The organism is Serratia sp. J2 (assembly GCF_046269175.1).
Lineage (GTDB): Bacteria > Pseudomonadota > Gammaproteobacteria > Enterobacterales > Enterobacteriaceae > Chania > Chania fonticola_C.
In genome coordinates this window covers 14,589-29,343 of the sequence record NZ_JBKABN010000015.1, presented here as the reverse complement: position 1 = coordinate 29,343, position 14,755 = coordinate 14,589, and the positions used below count along the sequence as shown (strand labels likewise).

The following is a 14,755-nucleotide window of genomic DNA, read 5'->3' as shown; positions in this document are numbered from 1 at the left end:
CATGCACTTTCTGACGCTTTTCTTCTTCGATATCTATCCGTATATCGCCGGAGCGATCTTCCTGATCGGTAGTTGGCTGCGTTACGACTACGGGCAATACACCTGGCGTGCTGGCTCCAGCCAGATGCTGGATAAAAAGGGCATGCGGCTGGCCTCTAATCTGTTCCATATCGGCATTCTGGGCATTTTTGCCGGGCACTTCCTCGGTATGCTGACGCCGCACTGGATGTATGAATCTTTCCTGCCGATCGCCGTGAAACAGAAAATGGCGATGTTTGCCGGTGGGGCCTGTGGCGTGATGATGTTGGTGGGCGGTGTGCTGTTATTAAAGCGCCGTTTGACCAACCCACGTATCCGCGCCACCAGTAGCGTGGGGGATATCCTGATCCTGACGTTGCTGGTCGTGCAGGTGTGCCTGGGGCTGTTGACCATTCCGTTCTCTGCTCAACACATGGACGGTAGCGAGATGCTGAAGTTGGTCGCCTGGGCGCAAGCGGTGGTGACCTTCCATGGCGGTGCAGCTCAACATTTGGAAGGGGTTGCACTGATATTCAAGATCCATATCGTGCTCGGCATGACCCTGTTCCTGATATTCCCGTTCTGCCGTCTGGTGCATATCTGGAGCGTGCCGGTGGAATATCTGACTCGCCGCTACCAGTTGGTACGTAACCGCCGTTAATTCCCCACGTTATCCAGCGGCAAGGTCTTTGGACGTTGCCGCTATTCTATTTCCCTCGTATTGCTGCTTAACCAACACCCTTTTATCGTTGACTCAGTCTTTGATTCTGGCCTGCCTTAGCCTCCCCGAACCAGGTCAAACAGCTTATTCTTATAGATCTCTTTTCGGCGTTGATCTAGGCTGTGCCATTAGGTTAACGGCATGGTTTACCAGGTTAGTTAAGCGAACGGAATCAATCAGTAAAATTTCCTGTTAGGATTTTCATTATGCTGATGTTAAATAAGGGCTAGATCAAAAGAGCGTAAATGGTTTGATTAATTACGCTGGATGCTAAGCCAAACGAGTTAGGGATAAGCAGACTGAACACCTATGACCATTGATAACCTGTCCCACCCCGTCCTGCCGCTGAAAATCATCGCGACCGGTGCGGCGTTGCCTCCCGGCTGCATCGAATCTTCGGCGTTGGATCGGCAATTGAACAAACCCGTCGGCTATGTAGAAAAACGCTCGGGGATTATTCATCGCTTTCATGCCAGCAATCAGGCCAGCCAGGCCGAACTGGCCGTCGCCGCATTGGATGATGCGCTGGCTCGCCATGCTATCCCGCGTGACTCCATCGATCTGTTGATCTCGGCCTCGGCTATTTCCGTACAGGCATTACCCTTTAGTGCCGCGCATATTCTTAAAATCGCTGGCTTACCCTCAGGTACCGCAGGTTTTGATATCAATACCAGCTGCGTCAGCTTTATTAGCGCATTGCAGGTGGCGGCTGGGCTTCTCAACACAGGCGTTTACCGGCGAATTGCCATTGTCTCCGCCGATATCGCCTCGCGCGGTATCGACTGGGAAGATGAAGAGTCCTCACTGATTTTTGGCGATGGTGCCGCCTGTGCCATTGTGGAACGCGGCGATGGGCGCAGCGGAATTTTGTCCTACCTGATGGAAACCTATCCGGAAGGCAGCGATCTGTGTGAAATCCGCGCCGGTGGCACACGCCGTAACCCGCGCGCCGGGATGAACGACAGCGATTTTCTGTTCCATATGAAGGGCAAGCAACTGTTCCGCCAGGCTTCTGCGCTGATAGAAGGCTACCTTGAGCGCTTGCTGAGCGCCGCAGGGCTCACCTTGCCACAAATTGCCACCGTGGTCCCGCACCAGGCCAGCCATCTCTCGCTGGAGCATATGCGCAAAAGGCTGCATGTAGCGCCAGAGGCGTTGGTGGATATCTATCGTTACCGGGGCAACCAGGTGGCGGCGTCAATTCCTTCCGCGCTGCACGAGGCGGCGATCACCGACAGGCTGAAGGCCAATCAGCCGGTAATGTTGATCGGTACCGCTGCCGGGCTGACCCTGGGCGGCATGGTTCTGCTGCCATGAAAGTCTTGGTAACCGGGGCGACCAGTGGGTTAGGGCGCAATGCGGCCGAGTGGTTGTTGGCTGCCGGGCATCAGGTGCATGCTACCGGACGTGATGAGGCCGTTGGCCGTGAGTTGGTGGTACTGGGGGCAAAGTTTACTCCGTTGGATCTGACCCGCGCCGGGATGGAACAGTGCGAACAGCTGATGAGGGGTTATGACATCGTCTGGCATTGTGCCGCCAAATCTTCCCCATGGGGCGATCGCAAAGCGTTTTTCCAGGCCAACACCTACGTCACGGAAAAGCTCGCCAAAGCCGCCGGGCGCTGCGGGGTGAAACGCTTTATCCATATCTCGACGCCGGCGATCTATTTTGATTTCAGGCATCATCACAACATTACCGAAGGTGAACCGGCCCGGCGGTTTGCCAATCATTATGCTGCCAGCAAGTATGCTGCCGAACAGAGCATTAACGCGCTGCTGCATCGCTATCCGCAAACCACCTATCTGATCCTGCGTCCGCGTGGCCTGTTTGGCCCGCATGACCGAGTGATCGTACCCAGGATCCTGGCCCAGATGCAGCGTGATAAAGGTGCTCTGCGTCTGCCCGGTGGCGGTAAAGCCTATCTGGATCTGACCTTTGTGCTCAACGTAGTGCATGCGATGGATCTGGCCAGCAACCGGGCGAACTTGCCTTCCGGCGGCATTTATAACATCACCAACCAACAGCCGCAGCGGCTGGAGGATATGCTGCACCAACTGCTGGCCCAACAACTAGGCTGGCAATATAGGGTGCAGGCATTGCCTTACCGGCTGTTGTGGGCGGTGGCAGGGGGGATGGAATTGATAGCCCATTTCACCGGCAAAGAGCCGATGCTGACGCGCTACAGCGCGGCGGCCGCCTATTTTGATATGACGCTGGATAACAGCCGCGCGATTGAAGAACTGGGCTACCGGCCTCGTTATAGCCTGGAGCAGGGGATAGAGCTGACCGGGCAATGGATGAAACAGCAGGGGATGGCGGCGCATGGCTAATATCACCACCTTCGAAATCGGCTATTGCACCCACCTTGGCTGCATGGCGCTGCGTGGCTCGCCGATGCGTAGCTGCAAATTCCCCTCCCGTGCCTACCTGTTGGAGGTGGGCGAGCGTCGCTGGCTATGGGATACCGGTTATGCCAGCTATTTCCAACAGTACACCGCCAGCGGTATTTTCCGGTTGTATAGCCAGATTACCCCGGTTTATTTCAGCCCACAGCAGGCGCTGCTTGAGCAGTTGCGTAGCCGGGGGGTAGGCGTGGGTGATATTGAGGCGGTAATTATTTCCCATTTTCATGCTGACCATATCGCTGGCCTGCGTGATTTCAGCCGTCTCAACATGATTTGTTCTGGTGAGGGCTGGCAGCAAACTCGTGAGCTGCGCGGCTTTGCCGCCCTGAAGCGGGCGTTTATACCGGGGTTGATCCCCGAGGAGTTTGAATCCGCATTGCAGTTTGTGGAGTCATTCCCGCTACAGAGTCTGCCAGCCGAACTGGCACCGTTCCAGCAGGGGTATGCACTACCAGGCAGCGAAGGGCAAATCCTCATTGTGCCTCTGCCGGGCCATGCTGCGGGCCATCTTGGTGCCTTTGTCCAAACCGATGCGGGCTGGACGCTGCTGGCAAGCGATGCCGCCTGGTCGCCGCTGAACTACCAGCAACTGCGTGGTCCTTCACGGCTGGCGAACCTGATCATGGATAATCCGCGTAGCTACTACCAAACCCTTGAAGCGCTCAACCAACTGCATCACGGCGGCGCGGCAGAGATCCTGTTGTGCCATGAGGGGGATTTATGATCCCGCTGATGACGCTGTGGCACTACCTGCGAGCGCGCAAATTGCATTTCACCGAACGGGCAGAACTGGAGGCTTACCAGGCGCGTCAGTTAAAACGCTTTGCCCGCCGGGTATTGGCGCATAGCCCCTATTTCCGGCCATACTGTCTGTTACCCGTGAGCGAATGGCCAGAAATGGACAAAGCGATCATGATGACGCATTTTGATCGGATGAATACCGCTGGGCTGCAACTGGAGGCGCTGTTGGCCTGTGCCCGGCGCAGCGAAACCGATCGCGACTTCACCCCAAAAGTGGGCAAATACAGCGTAGGTTTATCGACCGGCACCTCCGGGCGACGCGGCGTGTTTGTGGTCAGCCCGCAGGAACAGCAGATCTGGGCTGGCGGCATGCTGGCCAAAATGTTGCCGCAAGGGGTGTTTGCCGGTGAGCGGGTCGCGCTGTTTCTACGTGCGGATAACAATCTGTATCACAGCGTCAACAACCGCTGGTTGAGCCTGACGTTTTACGATCTGTTTGCTCCCTTTGCCGAGCACTTACCGCAGATTGAGCGGGAGCAACCCACCATCGTGGTCGCACCTGCGCAGGTATTGTGCGCGTTGGCTAACGCGGTCGAGCGGGGTGAACTGCAATTGCGAGTGAAGAAAGTGATCTCAGTGGCTGAGGTGCTGGAGCCGCAGGATCGCCAATTGCTAAAGCGGGTATTTGCCGACGTAGGCGAAGTCTATCAGGCCACCGAAGGTTTTCTGGCTGCTACCTGTAGCCACGGCACCTTGCATCTGAACGAAGAGTTTATTCACGTGGAGCCACAGTGGATCGATGAGCAGCGCTTTACCCCGCTGATCACCGATTTTACGCGCCGTACGCAGCCGATCGTGCGTTATCGGCTGGATGATATTCTGGTGCGGCGTGCGGAGCCTTGCCCATGCGGCCAGGCCAGCATGGCGTTGGTTCGGATTGAAGGGCGCTGTGACGATCAACTCTTGCTGCCAGGATCGCAGGGCACAGCGCAGCGAGTCTTTGCCGATCTATGCCGCCGTGTGATTGCCAACGCGTTGCCCGCCGTGGCGGATTATCGCCTAACCCAGTTGTCTAGCCAGCGGCTGCATCTGATGGCCGACTGTAGCCCTGCCGAGCTGGAACATTGTCAGCAGCACCTGATGGCGCTGTTTACCCAGCAAGGTATCGCGGTGCAGCAACTGGAGTGGCAACTGACCGCACAGAGCATCATGCCGCAGTTCGATGCCAAACGCCGTCGCATCGTGCGTTTGCCGGAGGCATCATGAAAGAGGTGATCTATCGCCTATGGCAAATGCTGCTGGGCTGGGGCTTTGTTGGCCTGATTTATAACAGCACTGACCGATGGCAAGGAGCGGGTTATCAGCTGACGCCGAGTTGGCTGGATCGCGCCATCCCGTTCAGCCCGCACGCCATTTGGCTGTATCTGTCTTTTTTCCTGATCGTTCCGCTATGCTATCTTTTGTGCCCGCTGAGCCGGATCAAATGGCTTAGAAGCTCGATGCAGCTTGCCGCTATTGTTGCGGGGGCCATCTATCTGCTGTGGCCGACGACGATGGACTACCCGGTCGATCAGGGGGGTTCACTCAGCTCCACCATGCTGGCGGCATTGATCGGGATTGATTCAAAACAAAACTGTTTACCCTCGTTGCATATAGCCTTGACGGCCCTGGCCGTGTGGGCCGTGGCGGACAGTCGGAAAAAATGGCGCAGCGTGCTGTTGTCGCTTTGGGGATTGGCGATTGCCTTCTCTATCCTGCAACTGCGCCGACACCTGCTGGTGGATTTGCTCAGTGGAGCGGTGTTGGCCATGGCCGTCGGCTATGCCTGCCAACATGTTCGATGGATTGTCAGTGATTTTCGTCAGGGAGAACGACCATGACCGATCTGGTAATACCGATAGTCTTTATGCTGTGCGTGGTGCTGGGCGAAGCCCTGTGGCTGCAAAAGCGCAACCGGGGCAGCGTTGATTGGCACGATGTGATCTTCAACCTCAACTCCGGGCATATCATGCTGTGGCTGTTCCGGGGGCTGGAGATCTTCTGCTATGGCTATGTGGCGACCCATTTCAGCCTGGGCCTGGTCGATAGCTGGCCGGTTGCGCTGGTGTGGCTGTTTGCCCTGCTGGCGTGGGACTTTGGTTTTTACTGGTTACACCGTCTGCATCACCGTTTCCGTTTACTGTGGGCGGTGCATGTGGTGCATCACCAGGGCGAGCATTTCAACCTTTCGTTGGGCGTGCGTAACTCGTGGTATTCGTCATTAACGTCGATCCCGTTCTTTATGCTGCTGGCGTTGGCCGGTGTGCCGCTTTCGGTGTTTATCACCGTTTCGATCCTGCACTACGGCATTCAGCTGTTTAACCATAACGCGCTGACCCCAAAACTGGGCTGGCTGGAAAAAATCTTTGTTACCCCGGCGCACCATCGGGTGCATCACGTCAACGATCTGGCCTATTCCAACCGTAATTTTGGCGGTAGCTTTATCTTCTGGGACAAGCTGTTTGGCACCTTTGGCCCGTCGCTGCCAACCGAGCCTTTCGCCTATGGCGTACGCGGGGAGAAATCTTCGGTTAATCCGTTCTGGGCCAGCAATCAGCCGTTTTTGCGCTACTTCAAGCTGCCTTACAAACTTTCGGCCAATAGCGCCCGTTTCCGCAGCTCCGCGTGGTGTATGGTGAGTGGTGCGTTGCTGCTGTTCGCCCTGGTGCTGGGCTATGTGTATCGCTTTGGATATGGCTACAACGGCCTGACCGGCGAGCAGGCGGCACTGTTTATGCTGTTGGCGGTAGGCGCGGTAGCGTTGGGGGGGATTGCCGAAGGCCGTAGCTGGGGCGTAAAGACCTGGTTACTGGTGGCGTTGGCCGCTCCACTGTTGTTGCTGTTGGCGCTGGGGTGGCACCAACCTTACTGGTGGCTGATGACTTGCGGCATTGCGGTGCATGGCTGCGCTGTCGCCGCTGGCTGGGGACGCCAGAAGGAAGCGGTCCATGGCTGACTCTCTGCCGCCACTCTCTTTCCCTGCGGATGGGGAACAGGCGTTTCATCGTGAACTGAAACGTCGGGCCCATGCTTATCTGAGCGGCCGTGACGATCACCGCTTTGCCGATGTGGCCCGTTGGATCAAGGCTATCGTCCTGCTGTTGTTGTGCGTGGGTTTCTACCTGCTCAGCCTGATGCAACAGCAGGGGCTGGCGTTTATGCTGTGTTACTTTGCCTTTGTCATGATGGGCATGTTGCTGAACGTTAACGTCAATCATGACGCTTCGCATAACGCGTTCGCCCGCACTCCTTGGGTGAATCGCCTGGCGGGGCGTCTGGTGACGATCCCGCTGGGGGTCGATCCGGACTATTGGCGGACACGGCACGTCAGCTATCACCATGTGTATGCCAATGTCGAACATTACGATCTGGACACCGAAGAGAACGGCTTTTTCCGCCAGACGCCGTTCCAGCAATGGCGGGCGCACATGCGCTATCAGCACCTTTACTGGCCGCTGATTGCTGCCTTGTCGCTGCCCTATATTGCGCTGGTGTTTGATTGGTCAGACCGGTTGGGCAAAACCCCGTTGGCCACCGAGGGTGTACTGGCCGGGCGCAAGGGCTGGGCGGTGTTTATTGCCAGCAAACTGTGCCACATAGTGGTGGTGCTGGTGATCCCGTTAGTGGTTTGCCAGCAACACGGTATCGGCTGGCAAACGGTGCTGATCGCTTATCTGTTGAGCCAGATGCTGGCCTCGCTGCTGGTGGTGTTCTTACTGTTGGGTACCCACTGGGCGCAGGCCGAGTTTTACGCGGTGCCAGAGGGGGGGCAAATGCCGCAGGGCTGGTATCGGCATAACTTTGCCACCGCCTGCGACTGGGAAACCTCGCCAAAGTGGTTGCACCATCTGACAGGTGGGCTGAATTATCATCTCACCCATCATCTGTTCCCCGGCTGGAATCACCGCCATTATCCCGCGCTGGCCGCCATCCTGGCTGAACTCGCGCCACGCTATGCCATGGATTATCGCTGCATCGGCTATCGCGAACTGTTGCAACAGCAGCAACGCTTCCTACGTACGATGGGGCAACAGCCACGATGAAAATGCCAGACACCACGCCGTTGCGGCCCTTGGCGTTCCAACGTGAGAACCGCGACATTCATCTGGCGCTGATGCGTGGCAGCCAGGCCTATCTGGCGGAGCGGGGCGACCACCGCTTTGCCGACCGCGGGATGTTCGCCAAAGTGTTGCTGCTGATCCTGGTGTGCGCGGGCTTTTATGCACTCAGTTTGCAACAGCAAAATGCCTGGGCCTATTTCGGCTGCTACGTCGGCTTTATTTTCTCTGCCATGATGTTGACGGTGAACGTGGTGCACGACGCCTCACACAATGCCTTTTTCAAACAGGCACGGCTGAACCACTGGCTTAATTTTATTGTGAGCATCCCGTTGGGGCTGGATGCAGACTGTTGGCGGGTGCGTCACGTTATCTTCCACCATGCCTACAACAATATCGAAGGTTACGATCCGGATATCGAGCCGAACGGCGTGCTGCGGCAAACGCCGTTCCAGCAGCGCAAAACCTTTATGCGTTTGCAGCAATACTACTGGCCGATAGTGGCGGCACTGACTTTCCCGTATTACATCTGGCTGTTTGACTGGTTGGATCGGGCTGGCAAAACGCGCATGACGCCCAAGATGATGTTGCAGGGGAGCAAAGGCTGGGGCGTTTTCTTGCTGAGCAAGCTGGCGCACTTCACGTTGGCGTTGGCAATCCCGCTATGGCTGATGCCGCCTGAGGTCAGTGCCACGGCGATCTGGCTAACTTACCTGCTGAGCCAGATGCTGTCGTCGTTGGTGTTTGTGATGTTGATTGTCGGTACCCATTGGGCCAAAGCCAATTTTTATCAGGTTCCCGAGCAGGGCAAGATGGTGCATGGCTGGTATCAACATCTGTTTTCCACCACCTTCGACTGGCAGGCCACGCCACGCTGGGTTGGTTACTGGCTGGGCGGCGCCAACCTGCACCTGACCCACCATCTGTTCCCGCATTGGAGCCATCGGCATTACCCGGCTCTGGCGAAGATTATTGCCGAAGTCGCTGCCCAGCACGGGCTGGATTATCAGTGCCTGGATCTGAAAACGCTGTTGCAGATGCAACAGCGTTTTTTGGGGATGATGGGGAAACCGTAAAGTTATTCCGGCTTCATCCCGGCGGCGGTCATCAGCAGGCGGAATAGCGAAGCGACCAAAAATAGCCCCAGAACGCTGGCACTCCAGATAATCACCAACCAGCCGACGCGTTTCCACCAGGGAATAGTGGCGGTGTTCTCATTCATCGTCTTATTCATCAATGATACCCATCCTCATGGCTCACCTTGCCTCGGAACACGTAGTAGCTCCAGAAGGTGTAGACCAAAATAATCGGAATAATAAACAGTGCGCCCACCAGCATGAAGCCCAGGCTTTGTAGCGGTGCAGCGGCTTGCCACAGGGTGATAGTCGGCGGGATCAGCAGCGGCCAGATGCTGATCCCCAGGCCGCTTAGCCCCAGAAATACCAGCAACAGCGTCAGCAGGAACGGCGAATAGTGGGCATCGTGGCGTACGCCGTGCCAGATCCCCCAGGCGCTGAGCAGCACCAGCAGCGGCACCGGCAGCAGCCAGAACAGGTTCGGCAGGCTGAACCAGCGGGTCGCAATTTCAGGGTGAGCGATTGGCGTCCAGACGCTGACGGCCAGCAGGATTAGCAGCAGGCTAACCAACAGCGGTGTGGTCAGACGATGCATCCGGGCCTGCAGGTTTCCCGCTGTTTTCATGACCAACCAGGTGCAGCCGAGTAACGCATAGGTCACTACCAGGCCCAAACCGCAGAACAGGGCGAACGGAGTGAACCAGTCGAAGGGGCCGCCAACATAGGCGCGGCCTTCCACCGGGAAGCCGTCGATAATCGCCCCGACGACCACGCCCTGGCAGAAGGTGGCCAGGATTGAGCCGCCGATAAACGCCTTGTCCCAAATATGGCGTTTCTCCGGTTTGGCCTTGAAGCGGAACTCAAAGGCCACGCCGCGGAAGATCAGGCCAAACAGCATTAGTGTGAGGGGAATGGCCAACGCATCCAGGATCACCGCATACGCCAGTGGGAAAGCCCCAAACAGGGCGGCCCCGCCAAGCACCAGCCAGGTTTCGTTGCCGTCCCATACCGGTGCCACGGTATTCATCATTACGTCGCGATCGTGGCTGTCTTTCACCCACGGGAACAGAATGCCGATGCCCAGATCAAAGCCGTCCATGACCACGTACATCATGGTGCTGAACACGATGATCACAAACCAAATCAGCGGAAGATCGATACCCATGTTCAGCTCCTGTCGTCCAAAGTTTCGTGTACCGCTGAGAGCGGGCGTGCCGGTGTGCCGTGGCCGCTTGGCTCGTCACCTTCATGGGCCTGCGGGCCTTTGCGGATCAGGCGCATCATGTAGGAATAACCGACGCCAAACACTGAGCAGTAGACGGCGATAAAGGCCAGCAGGCTCACACTCATATGGATGTCGCCATGGGCAGAGACGGCATCGGCGGTGCGTTGCAGCCCGTAGACGACCCACGGCTGGCGGCCAATCTCGGTGGTGAACCACCCCGCCAGCAAGGCAATCAGCCCTGAAGGCCCCATCCACAGAATGAAGTACAGGAAGGGTTTGGACTGATAGAGTCCGCCGCGCCAGCGTAGCCACAGGCTCCACACGCCAGCCAGGATCATCAGCATGCCCAGCGCCACCATGATGCGGAACGACCAGAACACCACGGTGGAATTCGGGCGATCTTCCGGTGCGAAGGATTTCAACGCCGGAACCTGCTCGGTGAGGCTGTGGGTAAGGATCAGGCTGCCTAGATAAGGAATTTCCACCTTGAAACGGGTTTCTTCACGCTCCATATCCGGCCATCCGAACAGGATCAACGGCGTGGCCTCTCCTGGCGGGTTCTCCCAGTGGCCTTCGATGGCGGCGATTTTGGCCGGTTGATATTTCAGCGTATTGAGACCGTGTGCGTCGCCGATCACCGCCTGAATAGGGGCGACGATCAGTGCCATCCACATGGCCATCGACAGCATCTTGCGCATGGCTGGCGTATCACGGCCACGCAGCAGGTGCCAGGCCGCTGAGGCACCGATAAAGAAGGCCGACGACAGGAATGCCGCAGTGGTCATATGCAGCAGGCGGTAAGGGAAGGACGGGTTGAAGATCACTTTGAACCAGTCAACCGGTACGACGACTCCATTGATGATCTCGTGCCCCTGCGGGGTCTGCATCCAGCTGTTGGAAGCCAGGATCCAGAAGGTAGAGATCAGCGTGCCGAGTGCTACCATACAGGTAGCGAAGAAGTGCAGGCCGGGGCCAACACGATTCCAGCCAAACAGCATCACGCCCAGGAATCCGGCTTCGAGGAAGAAGGCGGTCAGTACTTCATAAGTCAGCAATGGGCCGGTGATACTGCCGGCAAATTCGGAGAAAAAGCTCCAGTTGGTGCCGAACTGATAGGCCATCACCAGGCCGGAAACCACGCCCATGCCAAAGTTGACGGCGAAGATTTTGGACCAGAAGTGGTACAGGTCTCGGTAAGCCTGATTGCCGGTTTTCAGCCATAGGCCTTCGAGCACCGCCAGATAGCTGGCCATACCGATGGTGATCGCCGGGAAGATAATATGGAAGGAAACGGTGAAGGCGAACTGGATCCGTGCCAGCTCCAATGCATCAAGTCCGAACATGGAGCCTCCTTGATTTGTTCATAATCGGCCTCTTAGGAAAGCGAAAGCTTGCTTATTAAAACTTGCGCTAAGTAGAGCATGGAGTAGAGTAACGATAACAGTGACAGTTATTTTACTTTTTCCTATAACAGTTGGAATTGTATGACCAGATATGAACAGCTTGCCCAGCAGATCCGCGAACAGATCCAGAACCGGGTATGGCGTGCCGGGGACAAACTGCCCTCGCTGCGGGAAAGTGGTAAACGTGCCGGGCTGAGCCTGATGACGGTGGTGCAGTCATACCAGCTACTGGAAAGCCAGGGCTGGATCGTAGCGCGGCCTCAGTCTGGTTACTATGTGGCGGCCCGTTCACAGGCGTTACCGCAGCCCATCCGGGGTGAAAAACTGCTGGTGAGCGAACAGGTGGATATCAACGCCTTTATCTTTGACGTGCTGCAAGCCTGTAAGGATCCAGAAATTGTGCCCTTCGGCTCGGCTTTCCCGGATGCCACCCTGTTTATGCAACCCAAGTTGGCCAGGGCGCTGAGCAGCGTCGCCCGGAAATTCACGCCTCACAGTTCGCTTGCTAATTTGCCACCCGGCAACGAGGCATTGCGTCGCCATATTGCCCAACGCTATGCGCTGAATGGGATGCAGGTCTCCCCAGATGAGATTGTGATCACCGCCGGGGCGATGGAGTCGTTAAGCCTCAGCCTGCAAGCGGTGACGCAGCCGGGGGACACGGTGGCGATTGAATCCCCGGCATTTTACGGTGCGTTGCAGGCGCTGGAACGCCTGAAGCTGAAAGCGGTGGCAATCGCTACCCACCCGCAGCATGGGATCGATCTGGATTCGTTACAGCAGGCGATTGAGCAGTATCCGATCAAGGCCTGCTGGTTGATGACTCATTTCCAGAACCCGCAAGGGTCGAGCATGTCGGACGAGAATAAAAAACGGCTGGTGACGATGCTGCGCGAACATCAGATCTCGTTGCTGGAAGATGATGTGTACGGCGAGCTTTATTTCAGCGCCGAGCGGCCCTTGCCTGCCAAGGCGTTGGATCAGGGCGGACAGATTTTGCACTGTTCGTCGTTCTCAAAATGTCTGGCTCCGGGGTTCCGTGTGGGCTGGGTGGCGGCAGGGCGATATGCGCCGCAGATCCAGCGCTTGCAACTTATGAGCACTGTTTCAACCAGCGTGCCGACCCAGATGGCGATCGCCGATTATCTGCTGCATGGCGGCTATGATACCCATCTGCGTCGCCTGCGGCGTTTATTGGCCCAGCGCCAAAGCGCCATGCATCAGGCGATCGCCCATCACTTCCCGCCAACGGTGAAGGTCAGCCAGCCGGACGGAGGCTATTTCCTGTGGCTGGAGCTGGAAGCGACACAGTCTTCCATGGAGCTTTACCAGCGTGCGCTGGCAGAGGGCATCAGTATTGCGCCGGGGCGAATGTTCACTACCGGCGATCGTTTCAACCACTGTTTTCGCCTGAACGCCTCTTTCGAGTGGAGCGACAGGCTTGAAACCGCCATCAAGACCTTGGCCAGGCTGATCCGTAACCTGGGCTAGGCCAGATAATGCTTCAATGCGCGTCCGGCCTGATGAATAGCCGAATGGACCGCCGGAACCTGGGCGAGCGGGTTTAACAGGCCGTAATCGTGGATCAGCCCATTGTAGCGGGTGGCGGTCACCTCGACGCCAGCCGCGTTCAGCAGGCGGGCGTAGGCTTCCCCCTCATCCCGCAGTACGTCCAGCTCGGCGGTTTGGATCAGCGCAGGTGGCAGCCCTTGCAGCTGTTCCAGGCTCGCATTGAGCGGTGAGGCGTAGATCTCCTTACGCTGGGCCTTGTCGGTGGTGTAGTTGTCCCAAAACCACTTCATCATATTGCGCGTCAGGAAATGGCCTTCGGCAAACTGATGATAGGAATCGCGATCAAAACTGGCGTGGGTGACCGGCCACAGCAGGATTTGGCAGCGCAGTGCCGGTGTGCCTCGCGCTTTAGCCATCAGGCTCACCACCGTCGCCATGTTACCGCCAACGCTATTGCCCACTACCGCCAGTCGGCTGCCATCGACGTTGATTTTCTCTCCGTATTCCGCCACCCATTCCGTGGCCGCGTAGGCTTGCTCGATGGCGGTGGGATAGTGGGCTTCTGGTGACGGTGTGTAATTGACAAATACCGCTACCGCTCCTGAGCTGTAAACCAGATCGCGCACCAATCGTTCGTGGGTCGGGAAGTCGCCCAATACCCAACCTCCGCCGTGGAAAAACATAAATACCGGCAATTTACCTTTCACTCGTGGCGGGCGCACGATGTGCAGCAGGATGTCCTGACCGGCCACGTGAATGGTTTTTTCTTCAATTTCGACCTCACGCTGTACCACCTCCACGCTGCGTTGTGCGCCTTCCAACACCTTACGTGCCTCTTTCGGCTTCATCTGTTCCATCGGTTTGCCGCCGCTGGCATTTAACTGCGCCAGAAAGGCGGCTACGTCTTTAACCGCTGCGGGCTGGGTGGCATCAAAGGTTTTTTTGCTCATGTTGGGATCCTAAGGTTGAGGAGGAACATTGAGTAGGGGATAGCTTAACAGTGTAGTCAAAGACTGGGGGTTAACCCGTAGGGAGACCGATCATTAGACCATAACAAGTTTCAGATCCACTCGAACGGTCCCCTCCCCAAGGACGAATACCCAGATAAACCGTGGCACGGACTGTCTCTCTCCCTCCCTGTGGGAGAGGATTAGGGTGAGGGGGCGCGTTGCTGCGCTAAATGAGGGCGCATTGCACGATTGCGGTGCAAAAGGGCGGCGATCCCGCCATCTGGCGTAATTATTTTTGCGAGCAGGATCAGAAAAGTGGAAGAATTTTGCGATTGAATAGGATTTCTCCGGTGCTGATGATTTTAGGCCCTATTTTTGCCTTTAATCATTACAAATGCATAATTATTGAATATTTATGCAATATAACTCCTTGTTTTAACGAAAAAAATTAGTAAATCCGTCAAAAAGCCCGTTCTGGCACGATAGCTGCTCTACACTATTTATCAAATGGGCTGTATTTTAACTACTCATTAACATTTATTCCCCGCTCCGGGGCGCTAAATGCGGCATTAATAGTGAATAACCGATTTTATGTAACAGGTTTGTA

The 14,755-nt window shown here is 56.6% G+C and carries 14 protein-coding genes; 10 read left to right on the top strand and 4 right to left on the bottom strand.

All coding sequences use genetic code 11. The annotated features are described in order from the left end of the window. The first annotated feature begins 1 nt into the window (after position 1). The 9 genes from narI (at position 2) to ACKWMY_RS16135 (ending at position 9,058) form a co-directional block, all read left to right on the top strand. Positions 2–679 carry a respiratory nitrate reductase subunit gamma gene (gene narI / locus ACKWMY_RS16175; RefSeq protein WP_024485415.1) on the top strand — a complete coding sequence of 226 codons (678 nt, stop codon included), beginning with the start codon at positions 2–4 and terminating at the stop codon, positions 677–679. 369 nt (positions 680–1,048) lie between these two features. Then, positions 1,049–2,056 (top strand): 3-oxoacyl-[acyl-carrier-protein] synthase III C-terminal domain-containing protein, encoded by a 1,008-nt coding sequence (locus ACKWMY_RS16170; RefSeq protein ID WP_024529754.1) that lies wholly within the window; start codon positions 1,049–1,051, stop codon positions 2,054–2,056. Then, a complete protein-coding gene (locus tag ACKWMY_RS16165) occupies positions 2,053–3,069 on the top strand; it encodes an NAD-dependent epimerase/dehydratase family protein (RefSeq protein WP_211134384.1) in 1,017 nt (338 codons plus the stop codon). Before ACKWMY_RS16170 ends, ACKWMY_RS16165 begins: the two co-directional genes overlap by 4 nt. Next, the gene (locus ACKWMY_RS16160) at positions 3,062–3,868 is read left to right on the top strand and encodes an MBL fold metallo-hydrolase (protein ID WP_074028566.1); all 807 of its coding nucleotides are present in this window, start codon (positions 3,062–3,064) and stop codon (positions 3,866–3,868) included. Before ACKWMY_RS16165 ends, ACKWMY_RS16160 begins: the two co-directional genes overlap by 8 nt. Next, positions 3,865–5,151 carry a F390 synthetase-related protein gene (locus tag ACKWMY_RS16155; protein ID WP_409486617.1) on the top strand — a complete coding sequence of 429 codons (1,287 nt, stop codon included), beginning with the start codon at positions 3,865–3,867 and terminating at the stop codon, positions 5,149–5,151. Before ACKWMY_RS16160 ends, ACKWMY_RS16155 begins: the two co-directional genes overlap by 4 nt. Next, on the top strand, positions 5,148–5,765 hold the full coding sequence (locus ACKWMY_RS16150; RefSeq protein ID WP_024529750.1) for a phosphatase PAP2 family protein: 618 nt from the start codon (positions 5,148–5,150) through the stop codon (positions 5,763–5,765). The genes ACKWMY_RS16155 and ACKWMY_RS16150 overlap by 4 nt, the downstream gene beginning before the upstream one ends. Next, on the top strand, positions 5,762–6,880 hold the full coding sequence (locus tag ACKWMY_RS16145) for a sterol desaturase family protein (protein ID WP_409486616.1): 1,119 nt from the start codon (positions 5,762–5,764) through the stop codon (positions 6,878–6,880). Before ACKWMY_RS16150 ends, ACKWMY_RS16145 begins: the two co-directional genes overlap by 4 nt. Continuing rightward, positions 6,873–7,967 carry a fatty acid desaturase family protein gene (locus ACKWMY_RS16140; RefSeq protein ID WP_024529748.1) on the top strand — a complete coding sequence of 365 codons (1,095 nt, stop codon included), beginning with the start codon at positions 6,873–6,875 and terminating at the stop codon, positions 7,965–7,967. The genes ACKWMY_RS16145 and ACKWMY_RS16140 overlap by 8 nt, the downstream gene beginning before the upstream one ends. 2 nt (positions 7,968–7,969) lie before the next feature. Then, positions 7,970–9,058, top strand: a complete 1,089-nt coding sequence (locus ACKWMY_RS16135; RefSeq protein WP_390900375.1) for a fatty acid desaturase — start codon at positions 7,970–7,972, stop codon at positions 9,056–9,058. A gap of 2 nt (positions 9,059–9,060) precedes the next feature. Here ACKWMY_RS16135 and ACKWMY_RS16130 read toward each other — a convergent pair whose 3' ends face one another. Genes ACKWMY_RS16130 through ACKWMY_RS16120 form a run of 3 tightly spaced genes read right to left on the bottom strand, consistent with a single transcriptional unit; the run spans position 9,061 to position 11,626 of the window. Continuing rightward, on the bottom strand, positions 9,061–9,204 hold the full coding sequence (locus ACKWMY_RS16130) for a DUF2474 domain-containing protein (protein ID WP_074028769.1): 144 nt from the start codon (positions 9,202–9,204) through the stop codon (positions 9,061–9,063). 11 nt (positions 9,205–9,215) lie between these two features. Next, positions 9,216–10,223 (bottom strand): cytochrome d ubiquinol oxidase subunit II, encoded by a 1,008-nt coding sequence (gene cydB, locus ACKWMY_RS16125; protein ID WP_199061689.1) that lies wholly within the window; start codon positions 10,221–10,223, stop codon positions 9,216–9,218. A gap of 2 nt (positions 10,224–10,225) precedes the next feature. Beyond that, on the bottom strand, positions 10,226–11,626 hold the full coding sequence (locus ACKWMY_RS16120; RefSeq protein WP_059201082.1) for a cytochrome ubiquinol oxidase subunit I: 1,401 nt from the start codon (positions 11,624–11,626) through the stop codon (positions 10,226–10,228). A 141-nt stretch (positions 11,627–11,767) separates the two neighbouring features. On the opposite strand from ACKWMY_RS16120, the gene ACKWMY_RS16115 reads away from it, so the two are divergent. Continuing rightward, complete coding sequence (locus tag ACKWMY_RS16115) at positions 11,768–13,177, top strand: PLP-dependent aminotransferase family protein (RefSeq protein ID WP_024529744.1); 1,410 nt, start codon at positions 11,768–11,770, stop codon at positions 13,175–13,177. On the opposite strand, the gene ACKWMY_RS16110 is transcribed toward ACKWMY_RS16115, so the two are convergent. Further along, positions 13,174–14,148: an alpha/beta hydrolase gene (locus tag ACKWMY_RS16110; protein ID WP_024529743.1), complete on the bottom strand. Its 975-nt coding sequence runs from the start codon at positions 14,146–14,148 to the stop codon at positions 13,174–13,176. The two genes, ACKWMY_RS16115 and ACKWMY_RS16110, sit on opposite strands and share 4 nt — an antisense overlap. Between the last annotated feature and the right edge of the window lie 607 nt (positions 14,149–14,755).

Excerpts from the sequence above, each read along its gene's own strand:
- narI (WP_024485415.1), top strand. The coding sequence starts at position 2 with ATGCACTTTCTGACGCTTTTCTTCTTCGATATCTATCCGTATATCGCC.
- ACKWMY_RS16170 (WP_024529754.1), top strand. The coding sequence starts at position 1,049 with ATGACCATTGATAACCTGTCCCACCCCGTCCTGCCGCTGAAAATCATC.
- ACKWMY_RS16165 (WP_211134384.1), top strand. The coding sequence starts at position 2,053 with ATGAAAGTCTTGGTAACCGGGGCGACCAGTGGGTTAGGGCGCAATGCG.
- ACKWMY_RS16160 (WP_074028566.1), top strand. The coding sequence starts at position 3,062 with ATGGCTAATATCACCACCTTCGAAATCGGCTATTGCACCCACCTTGGC.
- ACKWMY_RS16155 (WP_409486617.1), top strand. The coding sequence starts at position 3,865 with ATGATCCCGCTGATGACGCTGTGGCACTACCTGCGAGCGCGCAAATTG.
- ACKWMY_RS16150 (WP_024529750.1), top strand. The coding sequence starts at position 5,148 with ATGAAAGAGGTGATCTATCGCCTATGGCAAATGCTGCTGGGCTGGGGC.
- ACKWMY_RS16145 (WP_409486616.1), top strand. The coding sequence starts at position 5,762 with ATGACCGATCTGGTAATACCGATAGTCTTTATGCTGTGCGTGGTGCTG.
- ACKWMY_RS16140 (WP_024529748.1), top strand. The coding sequence starts at position 6,873 with ATGGCTGACTCTCTGCCGCCACTCTCTTTCCCTGCGGATGGGGAACAG.
- ACKWMY_RS16135 (WP_390900375.1), top strand. The coding sequence starts at position 7,970 with ATGCCAGACACCACGCCGTTGCGGCCCTTGGCGTTCCAACGTGAGAAC.
- ACKWMY_RS16130 (WP_074028769.1), bottom strand. The coding sequence starts at position 9,204 with ATGAATGAGAACACCGCCACTATTCCCTGGTGGAAACGCGTCGGCTGG.
- cydB (WP_199061689.1), bottom strand. The coding sequence starts at position 10,223 with ATGGGTATCGATCTTCCGCTGATTTGGTTTGTGATCATCGTGTTCAGC.
- ACKWMY_RS16120 (WP_059201082.1), bottom strand. The coding sequence starts at position 11,626 with ATGTTCGGACTTGATGCATTGGAGCTGGCACGGATCCAGTTCGCCTTC.
- ACKWMY_RS16115 (WP_024529744.1), top strand. The coding sequence starts at position 11,768 with ATGACCAGATATGAACAGCTTGCCCAGCAGATCCGCGAACAGATCCAG.
- ACKWMY_RS16110 (WP_024529743.1), bottom strand. The coding sequence starts at position 14,148 with ATGAGCAAAAAAACCTTTGATGCCACCCAGCCCGCAGCGGTTAAAGAC.